This window comes from Mesorhizobium sp. WSM3873 (assembly GCF_001672445.1).
In the GTDB taxonomy this organism is placed as follows: Bacteria; Pseudomonadota; Alphaproteobacteria; order Rhizobiales; family Rhizobiaceae; genus Mesorhizobium.
This window is the reverse complement of record NZ_LYTM01000021.1, coordinates 25661-51218: the sequence shown is the minus strand read 5'-3', so window position 1 is coordinate 51218 and position 25558 is coordinate 25661. Positions and strand designations below refer to the sequence as shown.

Genomic DNA, 25558 nt, shown 5'->3' with positions numbered 1-25558 from the left:
CTCTACCTCTCCACCAGCGCCATCCTGGCGTTGACCACGTTCATCACTGCAGAGGTGACGAGGCTCAGCACCAGATAGGCGATCATCATGAGAAACACGCCCTCGACCGCCTGGCCGGTCTGGTTGAGCACCGTGCCGGCGGTGGCGGTGAGATCGGGGTAGCCGATGGCGATCGCCAGCGACGAGTTCTTGGTCAGGTTCAGATACTGGCTGGTGAGCGGCGGGATGACGATGCGCATCGCCTGCGGGATCACCACCAGGCGCAGGATCGGGCCGGCACGCAGGCCGAGTGCAGCCGCCGCTTCGCTCTGGCCTTTGCTCACGCCCTTGATGCCGGCGCGCACGATCTCGGCGATGAAGGCGGCCGTGTAGAAGGAAAGCGCCAGCAGGAGCGACAGGAACTCAGGCTTGATCTGAAATCCGCCTGTCAGATTGAAGGTCGACTGCTTCGGGAAGTCGAAGGTAAGCGGCATGCCGGCGAGCAGGAAGGCGAGCACGGGCAGGCCGACGATCAGGGCGACCGAGGTCCAGAACACCGGAAATTGCTGGCCGGTGGCCATCTGCCGCTGGCGCGCCCGGTGCGCGACAAACCACGCCATGGCGAGCGCCACGACGAAAGCGACCAGAACCAGCCAGGAGCCGTCGCCCCAGACACCGCGCGGAAAATAGAAGCCGCGCTGGTTGAGGAAGGAGCCGAACGGCAGGTGATAGCTCTCGCGCGGCGGCGGCAGCACCGCGAGCACGCCCGAATACCAGAAGAAGATGACCAGCAGCGGCGGGATATTGCGGAAGATCTCGACATAGACCGTGCAGATCTTACGGATCAGCCAATTTTGCGATAGCCGGCCGATGCCAATGATGAAGCCGACTATGGTGGCCAGGACAATGCCGGCGGCGGCAACGATGATTGTGTTGAGCAAGCCGACGATGAGCGCACGGCCATAGGTTGCGTCCGACGTATAGGCAATCGGCGTGTCGGAGATATCGAAACCGGCCCTGTTCCTGAGGAACTGGAAGCCTGAAGCGATATGAAGGCGCTGGAGGTTCTCGATGACGTTGTTGACGATCCACCAGATCGAAACGAACAGAAGAATTACGACCAGCGTCTGAAAGAACAGGGCGCGTATTTTCGGGTCATTGATGAAGGAGCCGCGACCCGGCTCCTGCCGAAGGATTTCCTGCGAAGCCATAGACGATCCCCTGAAAAGAGAAACCGGGAGGCAGACGACCTGCCTCCCGGATCACATTTCAATCAGCGAACCGGCGGACCATATTGCAGGCCGCCCTTCGTCCACAGAGCGTTGATGCCGCGCGCGATCTTGAGCGGGCTACCCGAGCCGACATTGCGCTCAAACATTTCACCGTAGTTGCCGACCGCCTTGATGATGTTGACAACCCAGTCGTTGGAGAGGCCGAGATCGGCGCCGTATTTGCCATCGGGCTCAGTGCCAAGGAGGCGCTGGATGTTCGGATCGGTCGACGACTTCATCTCCTCGACATTGGCCTGCGTGATGCCGGCTTCCTCGGCATTGAGCAGCGCGAAATACGTCCACCGCGCGATGTGGGCCCATTGATCGTCGCCCTGGCGCACGGCCGGGCCGAGCGGTTCCTTGGAGATGATCTCGGGCAGCACGACGTGGTCGGCGGGCGAGGAGAGCGTCAGGCGGATGCCGTAGAGGCCGGACTGGTCGGTGGTGTAGGCGTCGCAGCGACCGGAATCATAGGCGGCGTTGACCTCTTCCAGCTTCTCGAACACGACGGGGTTGTACTCCATCTTGTTCTTCTTGAAGTAGTCGGCGAGGTTGAGCTCCGTGGTGGTGCCGCTCTGCACGCAGACCGCGGCGCCCGAAAGCTGCAGCGCGGAGTTCACACCTGGCAGCTTCTTGGCGTTGATCATGAAGCCCTGGCCGTCATAATAGGTGACGCCGACAAAATCGAGGCCGAGCGCGCTGTCGCGGTTGCTCGTCCAGGTGGTGTTGCGCGAGAGGATATCGATCTCGCCCGACTGGAGGGCGGTGAAACGCTCCTTGGCGCTGAGCGGCGTGAACTTGACCTTGGAGCCGTCACCGAAGACGGCGGCCGCGACGGCGCGGCAGAAATCCGCATCGATGCCCTTCCAGTCGCCCTTGTCGTCCGGCGCCGAGAAGCCGGCGAGGCCGGTCGAGACGCCGCACTGGATGAAGCCCTTCTGCTTGACGGTGTCGAGCGTGCCGGCCGAAGCGGCGGACGCCATGAGCCCGAGCGCGGCGGCGCCAAGCATGCCCAATGCAATGTGTTTCATGACCCACAGACCCTTTTCTGTTACAGGCGCCCCTAATTGCAGGCGACGCTTGATCTTTTTTCGTTTGTGAATGCAGCTCCCACTTAGGCCCGCTCCCGGACCCGCATCGTTTCGCCGATGCACTGCCTCCCATTCACGAAACGCATCGAAGGCGATTATTCCTGTGAGGTCAAGGGAAATGACCGAATTGCGACACGTTTGAAAACCGATTGCCGCAAATCACCGAATTGCAGCCAAAAGCGCTCGCAAATTGGTCAAGAGCTGCAGCCGGGACTGGCAAGTCCGGCGCCATCGAAATTTTGGCCATTACCTGAACTCCCGCCTCTTACTACTTGTTGGCGCCAATGGAAGGACTGGCGTGATTCGTAGCGAAGAAAGGCGCGCCGGGCTGCCTCCGGCGCATCGTCGCCGGAGGCCTGCAAGGGGCACGAAAGGTGAGCCGGCGACCTCTCATTTGGCCCATCCAAACACCATCGCTTGGCAGGTTCGCAGCGGTTGCGCGACCAGTTCCACCGCTCTATGGCTGAGCTCCTGACACACTGCGACGAGCGACGAACTATGGGCGACGAGCGACGAACTATGGCGACAGACGGCAGCAACATCGGCATCAACACGCGGCTTGCCCATTCCGGCAATAACCCGCGCGACTATTTCGGCTTCGTCAATCCGCCGGTCGTGCATGCCTCGACGGTGCTTTACCCCGACGCCGCCTCGATGGCCTCGCGAAGCCAGAAATACACCTACGGCACGCGCGGCACACCGACGATGGATGCGCTCACGCTCGCCGTCGATGCGCTGGAAGGCTCGGCCGGCACGATCGCCGTGCCGTCGGGACTGGCTGCGGTGACGATTCCCCTGCTCACCTTCGTCTCGGCCGGCGACCATGTTTTGATCGTCGATTCGGTCTATCACCCGACGCGGAATTTCGCCGATACCATGCTGAAGCGGCTCGGTATCGAAGTCGAATATTACGATCCGCGCATCGGCGCCGGGATTGCTTCGCTGATCAAGCCCAACACCAAGGTGGTGTTCACCGAGTCGCCGGGATCGAACACCTATGAGGTGCAGGACATTCCGGCGATCGCCAAGGCGGCGCATGCAGCAAATGCCATCGTCATGATGGACAACACCTGGGCGACGCCGCTCTACTTCAAGCCGCTCGACCACGGCGTCGACATCTCGATCCATGCGGCAACCAAATACCCGGCCGGCCATTCGGACGTGCTGCTCGGCCTGGTCTCGGCCAATGAGGCTTGCTGGAAGCAGCTCTATGAAGGGTTCTGCACGCTGGGCTGCTGTTCGGGCCCGGACGACATCTATCAGACGCTGCGCGGCCTGCGCACCATGGGGGTGAGGCTGGAGCAGCACCAGAAGAGCGCGCTCGAAATCGCGCGCTGGCTGGAGGAGCAACCGGGCGTGGCGCAGGTGCTGCATCCGGCGCTGCCGAGTCATCCCGACCACGCGCTCTGGAAGCGCGATTTCTGCGGCTCGAGCGGCGTCTTTTCGATCGTTCTGAATGGCGGCCGACAGAAGGCGCAGCACGCCTTCCTCGACGCGCTGACCATCTTCGGCCTCGGCTACTCCTGGGGCGGCTATGAGAGCCTTGCCGTGCCGGTCTTTCTGGGGGACCGCACCATCGCCAAGGGCTCCTATGCCGGGCCGCTGATCCGCCTGCAGATCGGGCTGGAAGACGTCGACGACCTCAAGGCCGACCTTCAGCGCGGCCTCGCCGCCGCGGCCGAGGCCTGAGCGACGGGCTAGTGCCGTTGCCAAACTGAATCCGCGGACGGCCGTAAGACCTTGGCGCGATTGAGAAAGCCGAGGCCGCTGGCAGCATGTCGCAGGCGATCCGCGCTGCAATAATATTCTCTCCAGCCGCGAATATACGGATTGGTTTGGCTTCCAAATCCGTGGCTTCGGCGGCATTGCGGGCAGCGCAAATTCCACCATTCGACAGTTCAAGCCATTCGACCTGGGGCTGCCATGGCGTTCCGCCTCTTCGTTCCGATCCTTGCCGGCGCGACGCTGCGCGAGCGCCTGCTTGCCTGCATCGGCGCGACCATCGGCATCGCGCTGACCGGCGTGATCAGCGGGCTCGCCATGGGCAACGGACCGCATGTGGCGATGCTGGTGGCGCCGATGGGCGCGTCCGCCGTGCTGCTCTTTGCCGTGCCGTCGAGCCCGCTGGCGCAGCCCTGGTCGATCATCGGCGGCAACACGATCTCCGCGCTGGTCGGCGTGACGGTGGCGCATTTCGTGCACAACCCGGTGATCGCCTCCGGGCTGGCGGTGGCGCTGGCGATCGCAGCCATGTCTTTCACGCGCTCGCTGCATCCGCCGGGCGGTGCGGCAGCCCTCACCGGCGTGCTTGGCGGGCCGGCCGTGATCAGCGCCGGCTTCCTGTTTCCCTTCGTGCCGGTGGCGCTGAACTCGATCATATTGGTGACGCTGGGTTTCCTGTTCCACAAGCTGTCGCGGCGCAACTATCCGCATGTGCATCAGCCCGCCGCCGGCAGCCACGGCACAGCCGACCGGCCGCCGGCGGAGCGCGTCGGCTTCCGGCCCGAGGATGTCGATGCCGCCCTGGCGGCACTCGACGAGACCTTCGACATCGACCGTGACGACATCGAAAGGCTGCTGCGCCAGGTCGAGCTGCAGGCGATGGTGCGCGCGCATCGGACGCTGCTCTGCCGGGACATCATGTCCCGCGACGTGATCTCGATGTCGGAGAACGCCACCGCCGACGAGGCGCGCAAGCAGCTTCTCGACCACAATATCCGCACCCTGCCGGTGGTCGACGCCGAGGCGAGGCTGGTCGGCGCCGTCGGCCTGCGCGAACTGACGCAAGCGACCGACACCGTGAAGGGCGTGATGTCGAAGGCCGGCACGGCCTCGCCCGAGACGCCGGCGATGAGCCTGCTGCCGCTGCTGACCGACGGGCGCAGCCATGCGGTGGTGATCGTCGACGCCGGACGGCATATTCTCGGACTCATCACCCAGACCGATCTGCTTGCCGCCGCCGCCCGCGCGCAGGCTGCAGACAGGCCGCCGCTGAAAGCTGTAGCATAGCGCGCGACTGGATCGGGAAAATCCGGGAACCTTTTGCCGGCAGGCGCGTCCAATTGCCCGGATGCAACACCTGTTGGGAGATCGGGGCGCGATGATGAAGTCAGCAAGTCAGGCCGCCGCGGTTTCGGCGGCGGAGGCCGGCGAGATGGCGTTGGTGCACCGGGCCCTGGCACGGGACCCGGGCGCCTTTCGCTTGATCATCAAGACGCACAACCAGCGGCTCTACCGCATCGCGCGCGGCGTGGTGCGCAACGACGCCGAGGCCGAGGACATCGTGCAGGAAGCCTATATGCGCGCCTTCGCCAGCCTCGACAGCTTCCGCGGCGATGCCTCGCTCTCGACCTGGCTGTCGCGCATCGTCATCAACGAGGCGCTCGGCCGGCTGCGCAAGAGAAAACGCATCGTGGCAATGCCTGAAAACCCTGACGCGCAGATCATCCGGTTTCCGTTGAATTCAAATGACTTGAACCCTGGCGACGATCCGGAGCGGACAATGGCGCAGCGGCAGATCCTCGGGCTTGTCGAGCGGGCGACCGACAGCCTTCCCGATGTCTATCGCACGGTCTTCGTCGCCCGCGTCATCGAGGGATTGAGCATCGAGGAAACCGCCGACCTGCTCGGCATCAGGCCGGAAACGGTGAAGACAAGGCTGCACCGGGCGCGTGCCTTGGTGCGCAAGGCGCTGGACGACGAGATCGGCCCGGTGCTGCTCGACGCTTTTCCTTTCGCCGGCCGGCGCTGCGAACGGCTGACGCGGGCGGTGATGAAGAGGCTCGGCTTCGAGGGCTGAGGCGCGTTCAGATTTCGCGAAGCCCGCGTTGAGGAGAGGCATCGCGGATGAGCTTTTCGGCCAATCTCCAACATGCAATGTCCAACATGTGTGTCCCGCGACTTTTCCCGGGAACGTTTCGCCCTCTCCCGCATCCAATGGCCGTCAACCCAGGATGAAGCCCGGTGCCTCTGTGCCGGGCGAAGGAGATGCCATGTTTATCCGACCGACCGCAGCCCTCGCAGCCTTCCTCCTCGTCAGCGCAGCGCCGCTGGCTGGAGCCGCCGAGAAGCCGACCGACCCGCAGATCGCCCATATCGCCTATACGGCCGGCGTGCTCGACATCGAGGCGGCGAAGCTGGCGATCCAGAAGTCGAAAACCAAGGAGGTCGTCGACTTTGCCAAGGATATGGAGCGCGACCACGAGGCGGTGAACAAGCAGGCTCTCGACCTGGTGAAGAAGCTGAAGGTGAAGCCGGAAGACAACGCCACCAGCCAGGCGCTGACCAAGGCGGCGAAGGAAGAGCGCGCCAAGCTGGCAAAGCTCGAGGGCACTGCCTTCGACAAGGCCTATATCGAGAACGAGGTCGCCTATCACAAGCAGGTCAACGGCGCGCTCGAAACCCTGCTCATTCCTTCGGCCAGCAATGCCGAGCTGAAGAGCCTGCTCGAGACCGGGCTGAAAATCTTCCAGGGACATGAGCAGCATGCCGAGCATGTCGCCGGCACGCTGAAATGAGGGCGGGCGCATTATCGCTGCTCGGCTCGCTGGCGCTGGCGCTTGTCGCGCCGCCGGCGCTCGCCGCCACCATCGAGGTGACCATCGACAGGCTGGTCTACTCGCCGGCGAGCGTCGAGGCCAAGGTCGGCGACACGATCGAGTGGGTGAACAAGGACGTCATCGCCCACACCGCGACAGTGAAGGGCGGCTGGGAGGTGATGATCCCGCCGAAATCGAAAGGCAGGATCACGCTCAAGCAAGCGGGAGCGGTCGACTATTTCTGCCGCTTCCACCCCAACATGAAGGGTCGCCTCAACGCGGCGCCCTAATCCGCCGCGGGATCGCGCCGAAGCGAGGCGCGCCGTGCCTCGCTGAGCCGGGTGACGTGCGTCCATGAGCCGTCATAGATGGGCTGGCGCCGCTCGATCCAGGCGCTGAGCCCTTCGCCGAGGTCGGCGGTCGGGGCCATGCGGGCGAACTGCTCGGCCTCGACCAGCAGGCCCTCGGCGATGCCAAGGTTGATGCCGCGCGCCACCGCGGTGAGAATGCCAGCCACCGCCGCGTGCGAATGGCGGATGATGCGGTTCGCAAGATCGAGCGCGGCCGGCATCAGCTCCTCATGCGGCACGACTTTGTTGACCAGCCCGAGTTCCAGCGCCCGCGCGGGCGAGAAAGGCTCGCCGGTAAGCAGCAGTTCGAGCGCGCGTTTGCGCCCGGCAAGCCTCGGCAGGCGCTGCGTGCCGCCGAAGGTCGGCGGCATGGCGAGTTTTATTTCCGGCTTGGCGAACAGGGCGCGGTCGCTGGCGACCGCCAGCGGCACCGCCTCGGTGATCTCGCAGCCACCGCCGAAGGCAAGGCCGTTGACGGCGGCGATGACCGGCTTGCGGAACGCTTCCAGCCGCGCCGTCAGCCGCTGGCCGCGCATGACGAAATCGCGCAGCGCGACATCCGTGCCTTCGGCCACGCTCAACGCGAATTCGTGGATGTCGCCGCCGGCCGAGAAGGCGCGCTCCCCTGCCCCGGTGAGGATCACGGCACGCACGGCATCGTCGGTCTCTATCCTGTCGAGGATCGCCAGCAGGCGGTCGATAAGGCCGTAATTCAGGGCATTGAGCTTTTCGGGGCGGTTGAGCGTCAGCACCGCGACGCGGTCGCGGATGTCGCAAAGCACGGGCTCGGTCATAGTGTTCTCCTTAGCCGTTCGTTTTCTCCGCAATTCCGAACGGAAGGCGCTGCGCAGTTTCCTGGAATTGCTCTATGGAACGGCTGCAAGGGATCAGCTTCCGGCTTGTTTGTATATTCACTAGTCGGTATACTTGACGGATGACCGAGAAGCCCAATCCAACCAGGAAACGCCTCGTCGACGCGGCGGCAAAACTCTTCTATGCCGAAGGCATCGGCCGCGTCAGCGTCGATGCCGTGGCGGAAAAGGCGGGGCTGACCAAGCGCACGCTCTACTACCACTTCAAGAGCAAGGACGAGCTGATCACGGCCTATCTCGACAGCCGCGACCAGCCGAACCTCAAGCAGATGGCCGGCTGGTTCGAGGCGGCGCAAGGCGGCGCGGACAAGAAGGTCGCGGCGATCTTCACCCATCTGGCGCGCGTGGCTCGGCACGTCAAATGGAAGGGCTGCGGCTTCCTGCGCACGGCCGCCGAACTCGCCGCGATGCCCGGCCATCCGGCGGTGAAGGCGGGCTCGCGCCATAAGAGCAATTTCGAGAAATGGCTGGCGGGCGAGCTTTCTAGCCATGGCGTGCGCGAGCCGAAGATGCTGGCGCGCGAGATCGTGCTTCTGATGGACGGCGCCTTTTCCAGCATGCTGATCCACCACAATCCCGACTACATCACGGCCGCCGGCCATGCCGCCGCGACGCTGGTGCGGGCGCGGATGGCAGCGGCGTAGACCCCGCCCGGCATCCTGACCCCGTGGACCGCGACGGGCGAGTCCGGCGGCCTCAGCCGCGCGCTGCCCCCTCCTCTGCCAGCAGCCAGTCGATCATGGTGGCGGCGGGCGCGGGCGGACGGTCCGGTGCGAGAATCGAGAGAGCGCGGCCGGTCGGCACGCGCAATTCGGGAAACGGCGCCACCAGCGAGCCGGCGGCAAGAGCGCGCGACACCAGCGCCTCATGGCCCATCAAAACGCCGGCACCGTCGACGGCGGCCTGCACAGCCATGCTGTAGAGCGAGAATTCGGAACCTGTCTCGATCGACGGGCCTTTCACGCCGGCGACTTCGAACCAAAGGCTCCAATCCTCCGTCCAGGTGGTGTCCCAGAGCAGGAACTGCGAGGAAAGTTCGGCCGGCGTCTTCAATTGTCTGGCCAACGCCGGCGCGCAGACAGGAAAGATGACGTCGTCGCAGAGCTTGAAGGATCGGCCGGCGCCCGATCTGGTGAGGAAAATAGCGAGGTCGAAAGGCTCGCGCCGGAAGTCCGGCGGCTCTTCCAGCGCATGAATGGAGGGGCGCAGCGCCGGATGCGCCGCGCGTAGGGCCGGCAGCCGCGGCGCCAGCCAGAGCTGCGCGATCGAAGGCAATGCCGCGACGCTGACCTGCGGCCGGGGCGCCGAGATACGCAATTCCTGGACGGCGAGCCCCAATGCGTCGAAGGCGGTGGAAAACGAGGGTAGCGCCGAACGCCCAGCATCGGTGAGGTGCAGGCCTTGCGCGTGACGCACGAAAAGCGGAGCGCCTAGCCAAGCCTCCAGCGCCTTCACCTGATGCGAGACGGCGGCGGGGGTCACGCCGAGTTCGTCCGCCGCCTTGGCAAAGCTTTCATGGCGTGCCGCCGCCTCGAAGGCCCTGAGGGCGTTGAGCGGCGGCATGCGCGGTCGCGGCGGATTGACGGCCATCTGCAGCTTTCCCAATGCCGCGCCGCCTGCCATGACGGCGCGGCAATGCTTCGAGCGAAAGAACGGCGACCGCCTGCGCTCGCCTCCAGGACCTCAAGTCTATTTGAGGGCCACCGGAGCGAGCTTGCCGTCGACCTTCCGCCACTCAAATACGACGAAGCCCGGCTGCTTGATATCCCCTTTGTCGTCATAGGAGATGGTGCCAAGCACGGTCGGGATGGCCGCTCCCGAATGGAGATACTCGGACGCCGCCTTCGGGTCGTCGACCTTGGCCTTGGCGATCGCCTCGGCGAGGATCTGGGTGGCGGCATAGGCGTAGAGCGTGACGGCTTCAGTGGGCACGTTCTTCGCCTTCAGGTCGGCGACCGCGTCTTTGGCTTCGGGAAAGCTCGCCGGATCGGGGAAGGACGTCATCAGCGTGCCGGCCGCGCCATCGCCGCCGATGGCGCCGAACTCGCTGTTGGATATGCCGTCGCCGCCCATCAGGACCGTCTTGACGCCCTGGTCGTGCATCTGGCGCACGATCAGGCCGGCCTCTGTGTGCTGGCCGCCGTAATAGACAAGGTCGGCGCCCGACTCCTTGATCTTGGCGACAAGCGCGCTGTAGTCCTTCTCGCCCGGGTTGATCTCCTCGCGCAGCACCTCCTTGCCGCCGCCGGAATTGTAGGCCTTGGCCATCTCGTCGGCGAGGCCCTTGCCGGCCGTCGACTTGTCGTCGACGATCGCGACCTTCCTGCCGGCAAAACGCTCGAGCACGAATTTCGCGGCGATGATGCCCTGCTGGTCGTCGCGGCCGCAGGCCCGGAACGCGTCCCATAGGCCTCGCTCAGTCACCATCGGGTTGGTGGCCGTGGGCGTGACGAAGAGCACGCCGTTTTCCGCATAAATCTCCGAGGCCGGAATGGTGACACCGGAATTGTAGTGGCCGACGACATAGTGCACGCCGTCGGCGACGAACTTGTTGGCGACCGACACGCCCTGCTTGGGGTCGGAGACATCGTCACCGACCGAGACGCTGAGCTTTTGACCGAGCACGCCGCCATTGGCGTTTATGCGCTGGATCGCCGTCTCGACGCCGACGCGGTACTGCTCGCCATAGGCGGCGTTCGGCCCCGACATCGGGCCGGCGACGCCGAGCACGATATCCGCCCTGGCGACGCCGGCGGCGGCGGCCATCAGGGCAGCAGTCATCAATCGCAGAATCATGCGCATGGTCATTCCCCTTTGTTGAAGAAGGCGGGCTTCTCGCCCGCGGCCCTTGCTTTTGACGAAGCGGGCTCCCTGCCCGCGGGTTCAGGCGCTCAGCTGACGAAATGCAGCTTCGTGAACCGGCGCCGGAATGCACTCACATCCGCCGCGACATCCTCCACGGCATCGTTGCCACGCAGTCCCCTGGCGATGAGGGCGGCAAGCTCGGGCATGTCCTTCTCCGTCATGCCCCAGCGCACGATCTCCGGCGTGCCGAAGCGCAGGCCGTTCATGTCGCCATCGACCCCCGTGACCGGCAGGCCGATGCCGCAGGTGAGGATGTTCGCACGCCTCAGCCGCTTCGCTGCCGCCTGGCCGCCGCCGAACTCCGCCGCCTCGATGGCGAACTGGTGCGAGGCGGTGTGCCCCTTCGCGGTCGAGAACACCGGCAGGCCGCGCTCAGCCAGCGCGCTTGCCAGCGCCTTGGCGGTGCCGGCCATGGCGGCGGCATAGGCGCGGCCATGCGCCTTCCAGTCGAGCATGGTGATGGCCAGGGCGGCCGCCTTGGCGGCATCGAAATTGGCGGTCATGCCGGGAAAGGCGATGCGGTCGAGCTTTTCGGCGATCTCGGCGTCGTTGGTGACGATCAGCCCCGAAGGCGGCCCGCCGAGGCTCTTATAGGTGCTCATTGTCATCAGATGGGCGCCCTCCTCCAGCGGCTGCTGCCAGGCCTGTCCGGCGATCATGCCGCAAAGATGCGCGGCATCGAACAGCACCAGCGCACCGACCTCGTCGGCGATCGCCCTGATTTCCTGGATGGGATGCGGCAGCAGATTGAAGCTGCTGCCGATGGTGATCATCTTCGGCCTGATCTCAAGGGCAAGCGCGCGGAGCCTCTCGACATCGACCGTGTAGCCGCCGGCATCGACGGGCGCGGCATGGATCTCCAGCCCGTACAGACCGGCGCAGCCCGCCACATGATGCGTGACATGGCCGCCGATGGCGGGCGGCGGCGCGATGATGGCGTCGCCTGGCCGCGCCGCGACCATGAAAGCGTAGAGGTTGGCGATGGCGCCGGAAGGGACGCGGATTTCGGCATATTTCGCGCCGAAGACTTGCGCCGCAAGCTCGGCGGCGATGACCTCGATGCGTTCGACGCCCTCCAGCCCCATCTCGTATTTGTCGCCGGGATAGCCGAGCGACGGACGCGAGCCGAGCCGGGCGGCAAGCGCGGCCTCCGCCTTCGGGTTCATCACATTGGTCGCCGGATTGAGGTTGATGCAGTCGGCCTCGTGGATTTGCCGGTTGAGCGCGATGCCGCCCTCTATCGCGGCGAGCACGGCGTCGTTCCCCTGCCCGCTTGTGGCGGTCGCCAGCGCCTGGATAAAATCCTCGCAATGGGCGGGAACCCAGGGCCTGCGGGCAAGAGCGGTCATCGAAGCCTCCCTGTTGCCGGATGCGATGTCCGGCTCGTCAGGGCATGGTGGAGGCTTGGCCGGCCGGGCGCAAACGAGTAGTTCTAGCGGCTAGGCTTAGAAAATTTAGGGGTAGGAATTAGGGCAATGCGCCTGACTTAGGTGGTGCAATGCAGGAAGCGGATGGTCATTATAAGGAGAGTCTTTATAACGGTCGATCTGATCATGACCACCAAGGGGAGACGATGCGCTACATACGTCCGCAATCAATAGAAGAGGCCGCCGGCCTGTTGGCCAGCGCGGCCGGCCCGGCCGCGATCCTTGCCGGAGGCAGCGACCTTCTGGTGAGGATGAAGGGCGGCTTCATCGAGCCCGAGCTGATCGTCGACATCAAGGCGATAGCGGGCCTTAGCGAAATCAAGGAAACGGCAGACGGCTTCAGCATCGGCGCCGCGGTGCCCTGCGCGGTGCTCGGCGAGAACGCGGCGCTGAAGAAGGCCTGGCCCGGCGTCGTCGAGGCGGCCAAGCTGATCGGCTCGAAGCAGGTGCAGGGACGCTGCACAATCGTCGGCAATCTCTGCAACGCCTCGCCCGCCGCCGACAGCGTGCCGGCGCTGGTGGCTGCCGGCGCTAAGGCTGTTGTTGCCGGGCCGAACGGCAGGCGCACGATTCCCGTGGAAGCCGTGCCGACCGGACCGGGCCGTACCTCGCTGGCCAAGGGCGAGATCATCGAGGCGATCCTGCTCGACAAGCGCGCGCCAAATGCGGGCGACGCCTATCAGCGCTTCATTCCGCGCACCGAGATGGACATCGCCGTGGTCAGCGCCGGCGTGAACCTGACGCTCGGCGAGGCGGGCGCGATCAAGTCGGCCCGCGTGGCGCTGGGCGCCGCGGCGCCCACGGTGCTGCTGGTCGAGGAGGCGGCCGAGGTGCTCGTCGGCTCGAAGCTGGATGAGGCGACGCTGGAGCGGCTCGCCAAGATTTGCGCGGGCGCCTGCCGCCCGATCGACGACAAGCGCGGCACCATCGAATTCAGACGGAAAGTTGCGGGTGTGCTGGCGAAGCGTGTCGCCACCACCGCCTATGAGCGTGCAGGAGGCAAATGATGGCCGGTGTAGCGGTTTCAACCACAATCAACGGCGATCACGTCGAATATCTCTGCCAGCCGGACGAGACGCTGCTCGACGTGCTGCGCGACCGGCTGGGACTGACCGGCGCCAAGGAAGGCTGCGGGACCGGCGACTGCGGCGCCTGCAGCGTCATCGTCGACAACCGGCTGGTGTGCTCTTGCCTGGTGCTCGGCGCCGAGGCCGAAGGCCGCCAGATCGAGACCATCGAAGGTATGGCGCATGGCGACCAGTTGCATCCGCTGCAGCAGAAATTCCTCGAGCACGCGGCCTTGCAATGCGGCATCTGCACGCCAGGTTTTTTGATTGCGGCCAAGGATCTGCTCGAGAAGAACCCCTCCCCGACCGAGGAGGAAATCCGCTTCGGGCTGGCTGGCAATCTCTGCCGCTGCACCGGCTATGACAAGATCGTGCGCGCCGTCCAGGACGCGGCAAACGTGATGAAGGGAGCCTGAGATGAATTTCGATCCGCGCTACTCGGGACGCAGCTTCTCATCCGTCGGCACGCGCCCGCTCCGCCCCGACGGCGTCGACAAGGTGACGGGACGCGCCCGCTACGGCGCCGACTTCAACATGGCCGGGCAGCTGGTCGGCCGCGTGCTTCGCAGCCCGCACGCCCACGCGATCATCAAGAAGATCGACACGTCGAAGGCCGAAAAGCTCGCCGGCGTGAAGGCGGTGATCACGGCGAAAGACCTGCCGGACCTGACCGATGGCGATGCCGGCATGTTCGACACCCTCGACAATTGCATGGCGCGCAAGAAGGCGCTCTATGACGGCCATGCCGTGGCCGCGGTGGCGGCGATCGACGCCCGCACCGCTAGGCAGGCGCTGAAGCTGATCGAGGTCGACTATGAGGTGCTGCCGCATGTGACCGATGTCGACGAGGCGATGCAGCACCACGCCCCGCTCATCAACGACGCCATCTTCACCGAGGGACTGGAGGAAAAGCCGGTCAAGCCGTCCAACGTCTCCAAGCGCACGCAATACGGCCATGGCGACGTCCACCAGGGTTTTGCCCAGGCCGATTTCGTCGTCGAGCGCTCGTTCAAGACCGAGCAGACGCATCAGGGCTATATCGAGCCGCATGCCTGCGTGGCGAGCGTCAATCCCGACGGCACGGCCGATCTCTGGGTCTGCACGCAAGGTCATTTCGTCTATCGCCAGCATTGCGCCCAGCTGCTTGGCCTCGAAGTCTCGAAGCTGCGCGTCACCTCTTCCGAGATCGGCGGCGGCTTCGGCGGCAAGACCCATGTCTGGGCCGAGCCGGTGGCGCTGGCCCTGTCGCGCAAGGCCGGCCGCCCGGTGAAGCTGGTGATGACCCGCGACGAGGTGTTCCGCGCCTCGGGGCCAACCAGCGCCACCTCGATCGACGTCAAGATCGGCGCGAGGAAGGACGGCACGATCACCGCCGCCGAAGCGACGCTGCGCTACACCTGCGGCCCCTATGCCGGCATGTGGGCGGAGATCGGCGCCATGACGGCCTTCGCCTGCTACAAGCTGGAGAACGTCAAGACCGTCGGCTACGAGGTGCTGGTCAACCGGCCCAAGACCGCGGCCTATCGCGCGCCTTCGGCGCCGATGGCGGCGTTCGCGGTGGAAAGCGCTGTCGACGAGCTCGCCAAGGAGATCGGCATCGACCCAGTCGAGTTCCGCATCAAGAATGCTGCGCAGGAAGGCACCCGCGCCTCCTACGGCCCGGTCTACGGCCCGATCGGCATCGGACCGACGCTCGAGGCGGTCAAGGAGCACCCACATATGCGCGCGCCGCTGGCTCAGAACCAAGGCCGAGGCATGGCCTGCGGCTTCTGGTTCAACTTCGGCGGCCAGACCTGCACCGACTTGAACATCGGCATGGACGGCACGGTGTCGCTCGCCGTCGGCACGGTCGACGTCGGTGGTTCCCGTGCGTCGCTGTCGCTGGTGGCGGCGGAAGAGCTCGGCATCGACTACAGCCAGGTCAAGGCGATCGTCGCCGACACTTCCAGCCTCGGTTACAACGACATGACCGACGGCAGCCGCGGCACCTTCTCCTCCTCGATGGCGACCATCTCGGCCGCCCGCAACGCCATCAAGGTGCTGCGCGAGCGCGCCGCGCAGATGTGGGACATCTCGGTCGACGACGTTGCCTGGGAAAAAGGCCACGCGGTCGCCAAGGGCGAGAAGCACGGCAATCTCGGCAAGCTGTCGCTGAAGGAGATCGCCGCACAGTCCGGCAAGACCGGCGGGCCGATCGCCGGCCATAGCGAACTCGTCGCCGACGGCGCGGGCGTCTCCTTCGCCACCCATATCTGCGACGTCGAGGTCGATCCCGAGACCGGCTCGACCAGGGTGATCCGCTACACGGTGGTGCAGGATGCCGGCAAGGCGGTGCACCCGACCTATGTCGAGGGCCAGTACCAGGGCGGCGCCGCGCAAGGCATCGGCTGGGCGCTCAACGAGGAGTATATCTACGGCAAGGACGGCCGCCTGCAGAACCCGGGCTTCCTCGACTACCGCATCCCGGTGTGCTCCGACCTGCCGATGATCGACACGCAGATCCTGGAAATCCCCAACCCCAACCACCCCTACGGGGTGCGCGGCGTCGGCGAGACCTCGATCGTGCCGCCGCTGGCGGCGATCGCCAACGCGGTGTCGAACGCGGTGGGCGTGCGCATGAGCCACATCCCGATGTCGCCGCCGCGGATTCTTGCAGCGCTCGAGGCCGAACGGGAAGGCTAGCATGCTGAAAAGCGCGAAGCGGTTTTCAGCTCACGTCACGGTCCAATGAGGATCAGGCGATAATGGTCCAAGTCACGCTCTGGGGCTCGCTCAGCGCCGCCGCCGGAGGCAAGGACAAGCTCGACATCGAGGCCAAGGACATCAGGGAGCTGTTCCGCAAGCTTGCGGAACAGCATCCCGCGTTCGAACCCCTGCTCGATCGCGGCATCGCGGTCGCGATCGACGGGACGATCTATCGCGACACCTGGTCGAAGGAACTGCCGCCGGGGGCGGAGATTTTCCTGCTGCCGCGGCTGGCGGGTGGATAGGCGGAGCGGCCGACCGCCTTCGCCGGATTCGCGCTGAGCCTCACCCCTTTTTGACAGAGCCGGCAGTGACCTCATCCTTGTGCGCGGCAAAGGCTTCCAGGACCTCGGTCTTTTCGGCCTTCGGAACCTTGAAGCGGTCGAGCGTCCGCCCCAGTTCCGCTGCGACCTCGTCGAATTCGGCGGGAGAAATCTTCAGCTCCTTGTGGGCCTCCTCGAGGCCGAGCGGCGTCGCGCCCGGCTCGGTGGCCACGAACTTGAAGGGGCCGCCGGAAACATCGCACACCCACAGCGTACGCATGAACTTGAGGCCCGGCAGCCGTTCGAGGTTCTTGGTGTGCCATTTGCGCAGTTGCGGGTTCTTGGACTTCTTGCCGACGATGGGGTTTTTCACGACGGCGTCGCTGAAGTGATCGACCACGGCTGCGATGACGAACACGCCCCCCAGCCGATCGTATAGACTCTTGTCCGGCGCGGTCTGCTTGGTCTGCGCCAGCGCATCGCCGGCGGGCAACATGGCGGTCGACGCGGCCGCCGCCAGCACGGCGACGACGCTTCGTCTCGAAAGAGAGGTCGAAACAGCCGTTTTCATCTCTGGTACCTCCGTTGGGCCAGAGCCGGCCGCTCTGGCGGCTTCAATGCGTGATTGCGGGACATATGCACTTTGCCTCAAACGGCATCGTATGAGGAACTAACGAAACTGCGCCCGAAATATTCCTCCGGCGGACCGGCAGCCTGGCGTCTATTCACGATGGCTAAAATTTTGCGTGACGGAGACGGATACATAAACGGCGTCGCGCGTTAATGCGCCTATGGCTGACGGGCTCTTCCATGAATCGTGGCCTCGCGGAAACGGCGAGATGGCGCGATTCATTCGTGAATATCCCTGGTCGGAAAGCCCGCTCGGGCCGATCGAGACATGGACGCTCAGCCTGAGGACGACGGTCGACCTGATGCTCGCGGCCGAAGCCCAGATCGTGCTTTTCTGCGGGCCGGAGTTTGTCGCGCTCTACAATGACGCCTACGCGCCGACCATCGGCGACAAGCATCCGCGCGCGCTCGGCCGTCCCGCCGAGGAAAACTGGTCCGAACTCTGGACCGACCTCGAGCCGCTGCTGCGCGGAGTTCTCGAAACCGGCGAAACCTTCTCGGCCAGGGACCGGCCTTTCTATATCGAACGATCCGGCCTGGTCGGCAAGACGGTCTATTTCGACATCTCCTATTCCGCGGTGCGGGCGCAGGACGGCACGGTTGAAGCCGTGCTCTGCATCGTTTCGGAGACCACGGCCCGGGTGCTGGCGGCAGCAAAGGTGCGCGAAAGCGAGCAGCGGTTTCGCGCGCTGGTCAATGCCAGCTCCGACGTGGTTTACCGGATGAGCCCGGACTGGCAGGAAATGCATGAGCTGGACGGCCGCGGCTTCCTGTCGAGCGCCCAGGGGCCGGCGATCCGCTGGCGCGACGAATACCTGTTCCCGGAAGACCAGGCGAGCATCCAGGCGGCGATCGAGCGCGCCATCATGGAGCGCGGCGTGTTCGAGCTCGAGCACAGGGTGCGGCGCGCCGACGGGTCCGCCGGCTGGACCACCTCACGGGCAATCCCGATCGTCGATGACACCGGCAGCATCCTGGAATGGTTCGGCATGGCCGCCGACATCACCGAGAAACGGGCGAGCGAACAGCAGATCCAACTCTTGATGCGCGAGGTGAACCACCGCGTCAAAAACCAGTACGCGGTGATCCTTTCCATGATCCGCGAGACGAGCAAGCGCGCGACCGACCCGCGCGCGTTCGAACACCAGATCCGCGAACGCATCATGGCGCTGTCGCGCTCGCACGACCTTTTGGTGCTGAACGACTGGCGCGGCGCGGGCATGGCCGACCTTGTGCGCGAACATCTGCGGCCGTTCGGACACGAAGAGCGCATCTCGCCATCCGGGCCGGACGTGACGCTGCGGCTGAACGCGGTGCAGAACATCGGCATGGCGCTGCATGAGCTGGGCACCAACGCGACGAAATACGGCGCCCTGGCCGGCGACGCCGGAACCGTGCGAATGGACTGGCGGGTAGCCCCGGCCCCCGAAGGCAGCGACTTCGAGCTGGTCTGGGAGGAACATTTTTCCGAACCTGCCGCGGCCGCGGATGCCAAGCCGCACAAAGGCTTCGGCAGCGTCGTTCTCCAACGCGTCGTCCCCACCAGCCTCTCCGGCAGCGCCTCCATGGAACGGCTGCCCGGCCTCGTTCGCTGGACGCTCTCGGCGCCGCTCCCCAACGTGGTTGTCGCCCGCGGGGCGGAGCTGGACGGCGATGAGCAGATCGGCGGGCTGACGTGACGCCGGTTTCATCCTGGGAGACCGAACAGGGCGGCTCGCCGCCACGTCGGAAGCTCGCTGGCGCCGCCGAGCCCTCGCCGTAGCGCCGTACGCCGAATGGCTTGCGCTGCTCCCATTTTTGCTTTCCCCTTCCCCACTTTTTTAGAACAGAAAAGCGCCAGCTTTTCTGTTCTGGACTCTGGATATTTGGACTCTGGATTCTGGCTTATGGATTATGGGGCTTATCCCAGGCCTTAACCCCTGGCTTATCCAAGCGCAGAATTCCATCAAACTTCCAAAGGCTTGGGCTACGGGTCCTCAGCATGCCTTTGAAGCGCGTGCGCACGGGCCGGCGATCTCCTGTTGCTGTCTGGCCAACAGTGAACAAAATGGGAACAAAAATGTCAAGCCGGGCACCGCTGACAGAGCTGGCGATCGTCGCCTTTGCCGTCATCGGCTTCCTGTTGCCGAGGCGCTTTAAGGAGGCAGGCTGGCAGCCGCCGGGATCTGATGGCAGAGAGATGCGGCTGGCCTGCTGCAGCCAGCCGCGGCCGGCGGCTTATGAATTCTTTGCTGCGGATCCGATCTCCACATCGTCCAGCCCCTTGGCCTTGTAGACGACGTAGGAGATCGCCCAGGCGGCGATGAAGATGCCGATAATGGCGAAGCCCAGATTGTTGAAATTGTCGTTGAGCGTGCCGACGCCGTTCCAGAAGCCGCCCGACAGACCGAGCTTGTCACCGATCAGGCCGAGCGCCTCGATGCCGCCGATCAGCACTGCGACAAGGACCGACACCAGGGTGATCGTCATGTTGTAGTACAGTTTGCGGATCGGCTTGACGAAGGCCCACTCATAGGCGCCGAGCATCATCACACCATCGGTCGTGTCGACCAGTGACATGCCGGCCGCGAAAAGCACCGGGAAGACCAGAATGGCTTCGAACGGCACGCCCTTGGCCGCTTGTGCCGCGGACACGCCGAACATGGCGACTTCGGTCGCGGTGTCGAAACCAAGGCCGAAGAGGAAACCAAGTGGGAACATGTGCCAGCTGCGCGACACCAGCCGGAACATCGGGCGGAAGACGCGGGCCAGGAAGCCGCGATTGTTGAGCAGCAGGTCCAGATCCTCCTCGACAAACGCCCCACCGGCCCGCACCCGCCGATAGCTTCTGTAGATCGAGAAGAAGATGACGATGTTCATCGCCGCGATGGCGAGCAGGAAGAGTGCGGAAACGCCGGTACTGATCGTGCCGCCAATCTCCTGAAGGCTTTGGAAACGGCCGAGCAGGGACGTTGCCGCCGCGATAGCCGCAGCGACGATGACGACGATCGTCGAATGGCCGAGTGCGAAAAAGAAACCGACGGAGACCGGCCGTTTGCCGTTCTGCATCAGCTTGCGCGTGACATTGTCGATGGCCGCTATGTGGTCGGCATCGACGGCATGGCGCAAGCCGAGGCCATAAATGACGAGAGCGACGCCAAGCAATGTCGGCTTGTCCTGGAAGGCGACGAAAGCCCACAGCCACGCCCCGACGTTGAGAATGGCGAGCGCGCCGTAGATTGTTATCAGTCTGGCCTTCAGGTCGGGCGCGCTTTTGTTCAGCATTTTCGATAGTTGGATCAGCATGGTTCTGCCTTTGACGTTGCCTGTCATCGCAGGGAACTCGCCCCGCCGTCCGGCCAGGCGCGCACACCGGATCACCCCGTCCGATGTTCTGCTTTGACGTCCATGATGGCAGGTCTCCTGGCTCGCGGATTGCCGCCGCTTTCGCCTTCCCGGCCCATGCAGCCAGTGGCATCGTGAAAACGGCATGCCGCTTACAGTTGCGGGGGCAGCCACGGCTTTGGATTTCTCCGCACCGCGTTCCCTTTTGATCCCCGAAGGGAACCATCAGCGCGAATTCGCCACACCGCGGTTGGCCAGTCAATCGACAACTCCGACGGCCAGAGGCCCCTCACGCCATCGTGACGAAAGGATTGCGGCAGGCGCTGCGAGGCGGGATGACGCTATCGTTGGCCCGATTGACCACAAGTAGGCCAAGCGGAAGGTTTCTACACCATTACATCGCGCTAATGTAAGGCTATCGTTATGCATCTTCCTGGCAAGAGGCGGCGGAAAGAAGATAGTGCTGTGTGAAGAACAAGCTGCGGCCTTTTTCTTAGTCACCCAAGCAAAAGAGAACATTTCCATTCCACAGCTGTGGATGGCCGCCTACTGCGCGCTCGCATAGCCAGCAAATATGTGCTCTACTCGCCGAACCTTGGGAGGCGGGACACAATGTATCGGGCTGTTGCTTTAATTGCCGCGCTGGCTCTAGCTGGCTGCGCAACTACATCAGAGATGCCGCTGGCTCCAAACGTAGTACGGTTGGATACTCACGCTAGCGGAGCTCTTTTCACTGGGTCTGCCGGCGCGATCACAATGAAGAAGGCGGCTGAGGCAACTCTGTCTCGCGGCTATACGCACTTTCGGTTTGAGCAAGCTTCAACTGCCTCCGGCTCCAGGTTTGTCGGTATGTCCAGCAATACGTTCGGTAGCGCAAATGCAACGGTAATGGGCAGCACGGCTTACGGTACTTACAGTGGAACAACCATTAGCACGCCCATGTATGCTCCGACGGCTGATATCGGTGTCACGGTCATAATGTTTCATGCCAATGAACCAGGCGCGCAAGGCGCTTTTGATGCCGCCGAAGTTCTGAAAAAAGGCGGGAGGGTGTGATGTGGGGCGAAGGAGGGCACCGCCCATTGAGTGCCTTCCAAGCCCCCAGCGTCGGCTCGGTATTCACCTCCAGCCTCTTCCGCTTGGTCCTCCTCGCCAAGCACCTCGCCCTTCACCCAGCGGCCGCCGATCCAGATTGGGTCGATCAGGTGGTCGCGCTAGGGTCTGGTGGTAGTGGGATGATGAGGATGCTCAGGCCGCCGGTAGTTTAGCATCAGAGGCGCATCAGAGGGGTGATCTGGCGAGACGAGGAAAGCGCGAGATGCATCGCTGCCATTCAAATTGGATCCTCATCGTTGACTAAGCTTTCAAGTAATCCCAACTATAAGATGGGCTTTGTTCTAAAGCGTTGAACGAACTATGTTCGCCAAATTTGAACGCAAAGCAGTACTCAATGTCCTCGGCGGCTTTCTTGCCGGATATGGGTTCACGGCTTTTGTCTGCTTCTTTGTCCTGATTCAAGTTTGGGAATCAGCCGCCCCTCATTTTCCCGATCCCGCGACAGGGTTAATCTACCGACACAATGAGCATGGCTGGGTCACCTACTTCTCAGCTTTTCAGGCGACCAGTTGTTGGCTCCTCTTTTTGACGTCGATTCCAATAGCGTTGGTCGGTGGTCATATCAGGCCCAAGCGCAACTGGAATGTTGTTGCAAGCAGGTTTGGCATCAGGTCCACCTATGAAGCAGACGACCCGCGTCGCGTTGGCCGATGGGGGTTTCTTGCAGGGGTATGTTTTGCTCCCGTCGTAATCGTCGTAGCAGCGCCGCCGCTGGTTCGTTGGCTGAATGGGATTGGGTTCGTCGCCAACTTCTGACGCCACTTTGCCACGAAAGGGCTGTCTAGATTATTTCCGTCATTGTTGGCCGATTACCCTGATTGAGGGCTCGACCTCCCCTCACACCCCCAGCGTCGGCTCGGTATTCACCTCCAGCGCCTCTTCCGCCTCGTCTTCTTCGCCAAGCACGTCGCCCTTCACCGGCAGCGCCCGGCCGATCCACATCGGGTCGATAAGGTGGTCGCGCTTGGGGTTGGTGGTGTTGGGATGGATGAGGATGCTTAGGCCGCCGTGGTTCAGCATCAGCCAAGGAACCAGCGTGGCAAAGATCTCGGTGGCGAAGGAGACCTGGTACATGGCTTGCTGGTGCGGGCCGACCGGCTCGTCGCGCCAATTGCCCAGGCGCACGCGGAAACGCTCTGCGATGCGCTGGCGCAGCCATTCGGCATGCTGCCGCTCGGCCTGCCCGCCGTAGTAGATATGGGCGTGATAGCTGGCGATCTCGGCGATCGGCCTGACTTCGTTCATCGCAATGCTCCCCTTCGATGATTTTTTGCGCCCGGCGGAACTCTAGCCGAAGCGCGGGCGCCTTGTCTGCAGCCGGCTGAGATCCGGACTGCGGTCGGCAGGGTTGTCGGATATGGCGCTCCCCCGCTCCGTCTCGGCTGCGCCGAGCCACCTCTCCCTTCCACCTTGTGGGGGCGAGGAATTGCCAAACCGCCGAGGTTGCAACCGGCAGGAAGGATGGCAACGGCCGTTGTGCCTTTGGCCTAAATCACCGCGGTGACCGCGCCCTTCGCATTTAGGCGGCAGCCGACTTTCGCCTGCCTCACTTCGATGCCGCCTCGCCTGTCATAGTCTATGCGCACCTCGATCGGCGCGTTGAGCCCGCTTCGGCGTTGACGCAAGGGGCCGGCGCTGACCGTGTAAACACGCACGGCGCCGAGGGGCTTGGCGGCCGCCGTGATCGCGGCGCGACAGGCGCGCACCACGGCGGCCGGCGTGCCCCGTATCGCCTTCGGAGGTGACAGCGGCGCGATGCGATAGCCTTTGGTGACCCGCCGGAGGTCGCCGCCGGCGGATCTGGAGGGCCTCAGCACTGGAGGCAGCACAATGGTCTGCGTCGCGCTCTTGGCCAAAGCAGGGGCTGTCGGCACCGCGGCCGGGTTCTGCGCAGAGGCAGCCGATCCGCTGACGGCGGAAGGATCGTCGCCCGCGGCGGCGCCGCCCACGCTTGTCGACACGCCTGTGCTGGTGCTGCCCAGATTGCCGCCGGCATTGACGCCGAGCGATCCGCCGCCAGTCGATGCGCCGACGTTTGCGCCGCCGACACCGTCGGCACTGGCGCCCACGCCCGCCGACACGCCTTGCGAACCGGCGCCCAATCCGGCGCCCACGCCGATGCCGCCGACCTTGCCGCCGACGCCGACGTCAAGCGCCGAGGCAGGCCCGATCGGGATGGCGATCGCCAGCGCGGCTGCTAGGTATTTTTTCATGGCCAGACCTTTGTTCCAAGGCCAACCTTGTGTGGCTCCTCATCGAGCGTCCGCTCGACAGCGGTCTGCGAAGCCTTCGTCGCGCGAATGCGTGCCGAGCGATGGCGACTTCTCGCCCTGCCAGGCATCGGCCTCGGCGGTGACCGGCGCGGCTGGAGGCCGCTCGAAAGACGAATGATAGAAAAGCGGTCTCGGCAACGCCAAGCACTGAAAAAGGCTTAGGACTTCTCCTTTCAACTTAGCTGTCGACAGCAGGGCAAGTTTGAGCTCGCCTACGCGCTGCTAACGGGCAACTTTCAAATTAGTTTCAACTAAAATGCAACAGAACAAGGACACCACCGTGCCAGCGCCGATTGCTGATGCCGACGCCGGGCTCTCGTCGGAGTGGCCCCGTCTCGCTTCGCCGGGCCAATTCTCCCCCACCTCCTGGCGTGCGCCGGCCTGGAGGCTTGAGAGTCGCCCAGGGCGGCAAGGCGCCCGCGCTACCGGCTCGAAGCCGCAACGCTCATCGCGCTGGCCGACAAGGACGCGGTGCTGGTCGGCCAGGCCGACCTGTTGCGATCGATGGTCGAGGGTGCGGCCGGCGATGCGATCCTGGCCAACAAGCGCGAGATCGAGACCGGCATCGCCGCCATCAGCGCCACATTGCGCGACAGGCAATCGTTCCTGCTGTGAGGGCCGGCTAGGCCTTGCCCCTGGAGCGCCTCACGCCTTTTGACTGGTGAGGCGCTCGAGCGCATCGACGATCAGGTCGCAGAATTTCGCATGGTCGAGCTTCATCGCCACGGTGTTGCGGAAATCGACCTGCTCGCTCGCCGTGCCGCCGAAATGGCGCATGCCGCCCAGCCTCTCGAAATTGCAGACCGTCATGCCCTTGGTCCAGCGTCCGGCAAGCTCGACGCGGATATCGGCCTTCTCGGTGGTGAAGACGCCTGCATCGATCATCGCCGCCACGCAGCAGGCGTCATGGACGGCGGGATAGGCTATCTGCAGCAGGCCGCCATGCGTGGTCGCGATGAATTCCCAGATGTCGAGGATGAATTTGGCGATCGGGCCGCCGACGGCGCGCACCCTGTCCTGCAGGTCTGGGGTGGCCAAGGCCTGGTGCGTGAGGTCAAGCCCCACCATGGTGACGTCCCAAGCGGCGCGGAACACCACGTCTGCGGCCTCCGGGTCGGCATAGACGTTGAACTCGGCCGCCGGCGTGATGTTGCCGCGCGTGAAACTTCCGCCCATCGCGACGACCCGCTTCACCCGCTCGACGATGCGCGGCTCCTTGCGCACGGCTAGAGCGATGTTGGTGTAGGGCCCGACCGGCACCAGCGTGACCGTCTTCGGCTCATGCGCCATGACCGTCTCGATGATGAAGTCGACGGCATGGCGCTGGTCGAGCTCGAACGAGGCGGGCGGCAACTCCGGGCCGTCCAGCCCGGTCTCGCCGTGGATCTCGACGGCCAGCACCTGGTCGATGATCAGCGGTCCGGGAGAGCCTTTCGCCACCGGCACCTTTATGCCGTAGGCCGTGCAGACGGAGAGCGCGTTGCGCGTGGTGTTCTCGACATTGTGGTTGCCCGAAACCGTGGTGATGCCGAGAAGGTCGATGTTCGGGTTGCCGGCCGCAAGCAGGATGGCGATGGCATCGTCGTGCCCCGGATCGCAGTCGAGGATGATCTTTTCCATGGGGTCGCCTCTCCCTGGCCTGCGGCGATTACAGACCGGGGCCTCTGGTGACGTCAAGGTTGCCGCCTGGCGGAAGTGCGACCCCTGCGGTCGATCGCTACAACGGACGCGCTTGCCGCCTTGATGC

At 64.4% G+C, this 25558-nt stretch carries 25 protein-coding genes and 1 riboswitch; of the genes, 14 read left to right on the top strand and 11 right to left on the bottom strand.

Features of this window, described 5'->3' with window-relative positions; genetic code table 11:
- Window positions 1–2 precede the first annotated feature (2 nt).
- The gene (locus A9K71_RS15520) at window positions 3–1190 is read right to left on the bottom strand and encodes an amino acid ABC transporter permease (protein ID WP_066997149.1); all 1188 of its coding nucleotides are present in this window, start codon (window positions 1188–1190) and stop codon (window positions 3–5) included.
- Window positions 1191–1252: 62 nt separating this feature from the next.
- Window positions 1253–2281, bottom strand: coding sequence for an amino acid ABC transporter substrate-binding protein (locus tag A9K71_RS15515; protein WP_066997146.1), 1029 nt, complete (start codon window positions 2279–2281; stop codon window positions 1253–1255).
- A gap of 579 nt (window positions 2282–2860) precedes the next feature.
- Between A9K71_RS15515 and A9K71_RS15510 the strand changes: the two genes are divergently transcribed.
- The 5 genes from A9K71_RS15510 to A9K71_RS15490 all read left to right on the top strand — a co-directional run bounded on the left by A9K71_RS15510 (window position 2861) and on the right by A9K71_RS15490 (window position 7169).
- Window positions 2861–4030 (top strand): cystathionine beta-lyase, encoded by a 1170-nt coding sequence (locus A9K71_RS15510; RefSeq protein ID WP_066997143.1) that lies wholly within the window; start codon window positions 2861–2863, stop codon window positions 4028–4030.
- Window positions 4031–4264: 234 nt separating this feature from the next.
- Entirely contained in the window at window positions 4265–5350 is a 1086-nt protein-coding gene (locus tag A9K71_RS15505; RefSeq protein ID WP_066997138.1) for an HPP family protein, read from the top strand.
- A gap of 94 nt (window positions 5351–5444) precedes the next feature.
- Window positions 5445–6140, top strand: coding sequence for an RNA polymerase sigma factor (locus A9K71_RS15500; protein ID WP_066997199.1), 696 nt, complete (start codon window positions 5445–5447; stop codon window positions 6138–6140).
- Window positions 6141–6333: 193 nt separating this feature from the next.
- Window positions 6334–6858 carry a DUF4142 domain-containing protein gene (locus A9K71_RS15495; RefSeq protein WP_066997196.1) on the top strand — a complete coding sequence of 175 codons (525 nt, stop codon included), beginning with the start codon at window positions 6334–6336 and terminating at the stop codon, window positions 6856–6858.
- Complete coding sequence (locus tag A9K71_RS15490) at window positions 6855–7169, top strand: cupredoxin family copper-binding protein (RefSeq protein WP_066997135.1); 315 nt, start codon at window positions 6855–6857, stop codon at window positions 7167–7169. The genes A9K71_RS15495 and A9K71_RS15490 overlap by 4 nt, the downstream gene beginning before the upstream one ends.
- Here the strand turns inward: A9K71_RS15490 and A9K71_RS15485 are convergent.
- A complete protein-coding gene (locus A9K71_RS15485) occupies window positions 7166–8023 on the bottom strand; it encodes a crotonase/enoyl-CoA hydratase family protein (protein ID WP_066997133.1) in 858 nt (285 codons plus the stop codon). The genes A9K71_RS15490 and A9K71_RS15485 overlap by 4 nt on opposite strands.
- A gap of 140 nt (window positions 8024–8163) precedes the next feature.
- Between A9K71_RS15485 and A9K71_RS15480 the strand changes: the two genes are divergently transcribed.
- Window positions 8164–8745: a TetR/AcrR family transcriptional regulator gene (locus A9K71_RS15480; RefSeq protein ID WP_066997130.1), complete on the top strand. Its 582-nt coding sequence runs from the start codon at window positions 8164–8166 to the stop codon at window positions 8743–8745.
- A 52-nt stretch (window positions 8746–8797) separates the two neighbouring features.
- Here the strand turns inward: A9K71_RS15480 and A9K71_RS15475 are convergent, their stop codons facing one another.
- From A9K71_RS15475 to A9K71_RS15465, 3 genes are all read right to left on the bottom strand, one after another.
- Entirely contained in the window at window positions 8798–9691 is an 894-nt protein-coding gene (locus A9K71_RS15475; RefSeq protein ID WP_066997193.1) for a LysR family transcriptional regulator, read from the bottom strand.
- Window positions 9692–9790: 99 nt separating this feature from the next.
- Window positions 9791–10909, bottom strand: coding sequence for a branched-chain amino acid ABC transporter substrate-binding protein (locus A9K71_RS15470; protein WP_082980541.1), 1119 nt, complete (start codon window positions 10907–10909; stop codon window positions 9791–9793).
- Between the two features lie 83 nt (window positions 10910–10992).
- Window positions 10993–12315 carry an aminotransferase class I/II-fold pyridoxal phosphate-dependent enzyme gene (locus tag A9K71_RS15465; protein ID WP_066997126.1) on the bottom strand — a complete coding sequence of 441 codons (1323 nt, stop codon included), beginning with the start codon at window positions 12313–12315 and terminating at the stop codon, window positions 10993–10995.
- Between the two features lie 224 nt (window positions 12316–12539).
- Here A9K71_RS15465 and A9K71_RS15460 point away from each other — a divergent pair, with 224 nt between their 5' ends.
- From A9K71_RS15460 to A9K71_RS15445, 4 genes are all read left to right on the top strand, one after another.
- Entirely contained in the window at window positions 12540–13400 is an 861-nt protein-coding gene (locus tag A9K71_RS15460) for a xanthine dehydrogenase family protein subunit M (RefSeq protein ID WP_066997123.1), read from the top strand.
- On the top strand, window positions 13400–13876 hold the full coding sequence (locus A9K71_RS15455) for a (2Fe-2S)-binding protein (RefSeq protein WP_066997187.1): 477 nt from the start codon (window positions 13400–13402) through the stop codon (window positions 13874–13876). The genes A9K71_RS15460 and A9K71_RS15455 overlap by 1 nt, the downstream gene beginning before the upstream one ends.
- 1 nt (window position 13877) lies before the next feature.
- A complete protein-coding gene (locus A9K71_RS15450) occupies window positions 13878–16142 on the top strand; it encodes a xanthine dehydrogenase family protein molybdopterin-binding subunit (RefSeq protein ID WP_066997120.1) in 2265 nt (754 codons plus the stop codon).
- Between the two features lie 62 nt (window positions 16143–16204).
- Window positions 16205–16450, top strand: a complete 246-nt coding sequence (locus A9K71_RS15445) for a MoaD/ThiS family protein (RefSeq protein ID WP_066997117.1) — start codon at window positions 16205–16207, stop codon at window positions 16448–16450.
- A gap of 40 nt (window positions 16451–16490) precedes the next feature.
- On the opposite strand, the gene A9K71_RS15440 is transcribed toward A9K71_RS15445, so the two are convergent.
- Window positions 16491–16991 (bottom strand): group 1 truncated hemoglobin, encoded by a 501-nt coding sequence (locus tag A9K71_RS15440; protein ID WP_245299637.1) that lies wholly within the window; start codon window positions 16989–16991, stop codon window positions 16491–16493.
- Window positions 16992–17307: 316 nt separating this feature from the next.
- On the opposite strand from A9K71_RS15440, the gene A9K71_RS15435 reads away from it, so the two are divergent.
- Window positions 17308–18777: an HWE histidine kinase domain-containing protein gene (locus A9K71_RS15435; protein WP_066997111.1), complete on the top strand. Its 1470-nt coding sequence runs from the start codon at window positions 17308–17310 to the stop codon at window positions 18775–18777.
- A gap of 538 nt (window positions 18778–19315) precedes the next feature.
- Here the strand turns inward: A9K71_RS15435 and A9K71_RS15430 are convergent.
- Window positions 19316–20383, bottom strand: a complete 1068-nt coding sequence (locus A9K71_RS15430; protein WP_066997184.1) for a HoxN/HupN/NixA family nickel/cobalt transporter — start codon at window positions 20381–20383, stop codon at window positions 19316–19318.
- Between the two features lie 89 nt (window positions 20384–20472).
- A riboswitch (cobalamin riboswitch) is annotated at window positions 20473–20664 on the bottom strand.
- Between the two features lie 514 nt (window positions 20665–21178).
- On the opposite strand from A9K71_RS15430, the gene A9K71_RS15425 reads away from it, so the two are divergent.
- Window positions 21179–21478, top strand: coding sequence for a hypothetical protein (locus A9K71_RS15425; protein WP_245299636.1), 300 nt, complete (start codon window positions 21179–21181; stop codon window positions 21476–21478).
- A gap of 360 nt (window positions 21479–21838) precedes the next feature.
- Window positions 21839–22294 carry a hypothetical protein gene (locus A9K71_RS31550; protein WP_156752690.1) on the top strand — a complete coding sequence of 152 codons (456 nt, stop codon included), beginning with the start codon at window positions 21839–21841 and terminating at the stop codon, window positions 22292–22294.
- Window positions 22295–22375: 81 nt separating this feature from the next.
- Here A9K71_RS31550 and A9K71_RS15415 read toward each other — a convergent pair whose 3' ends face one another.
- Both A9K71_RS15415 and A9K71_RS15410 read right to left on the bottom strand, forming a co-directional pair.
- Window positions 22376–22783: a DOPA 4,5-dioxygenase family protein gene (locus A9K71_RS15415; protein ID WP_066997105.1), complete on the bottom strand. Its 408-nt coding sequence runs from the start codon at window positions 22781–22783 to the stop codon at window positions 22376–22378.
- A 242-nt stretch (window positions 22784–23025) separates the two neighbouring features.
- Window positions 23026–23751, bottom strand: a complete 726-nt coding sequence (locus tag A9K71_RS15410; RefSeq protein ID WP_066997102.1) for a hypothetical protein — start codon at window positions 23749–23751, stop codon at window positions 23026–23028.
- A 531-nt stretch (window positions 23752–24282) separates the two neighbouring features.
- Here A9K71_RS15410 and A9K71_RS31545 point away from each other — a divergent pair.
- Complete coding sequence (locus A9K71_RS31545; protein WP_156752689.1) at window positions 24283–24426, top strand: hypothetical protein; 144 nt, start codon at window positions 24283–24285, stop codon at window positions 24424–24426.
- A gap of 30 nt (window positions 24427–24456) precedes the next feature.
- Here A9K71_RS31545 and A9K71_RS15405 read toward each other — a convergent pair whose 3' ends face one another.
- The gene (locus tag A9K71_RS15405) at window positions 24457–25431 is read right to left on the bottom strand and encodes a nucleoside hydrolase (RefSeq protein ID WP_066997095.1); all 975 of its coding nucleotides are present in this window, start codon (window positions 25429–25431) and stop codon (window positions 24457–24459) included.
- Window positions 25432–25558: the final 127 nt, after the last annotated feature.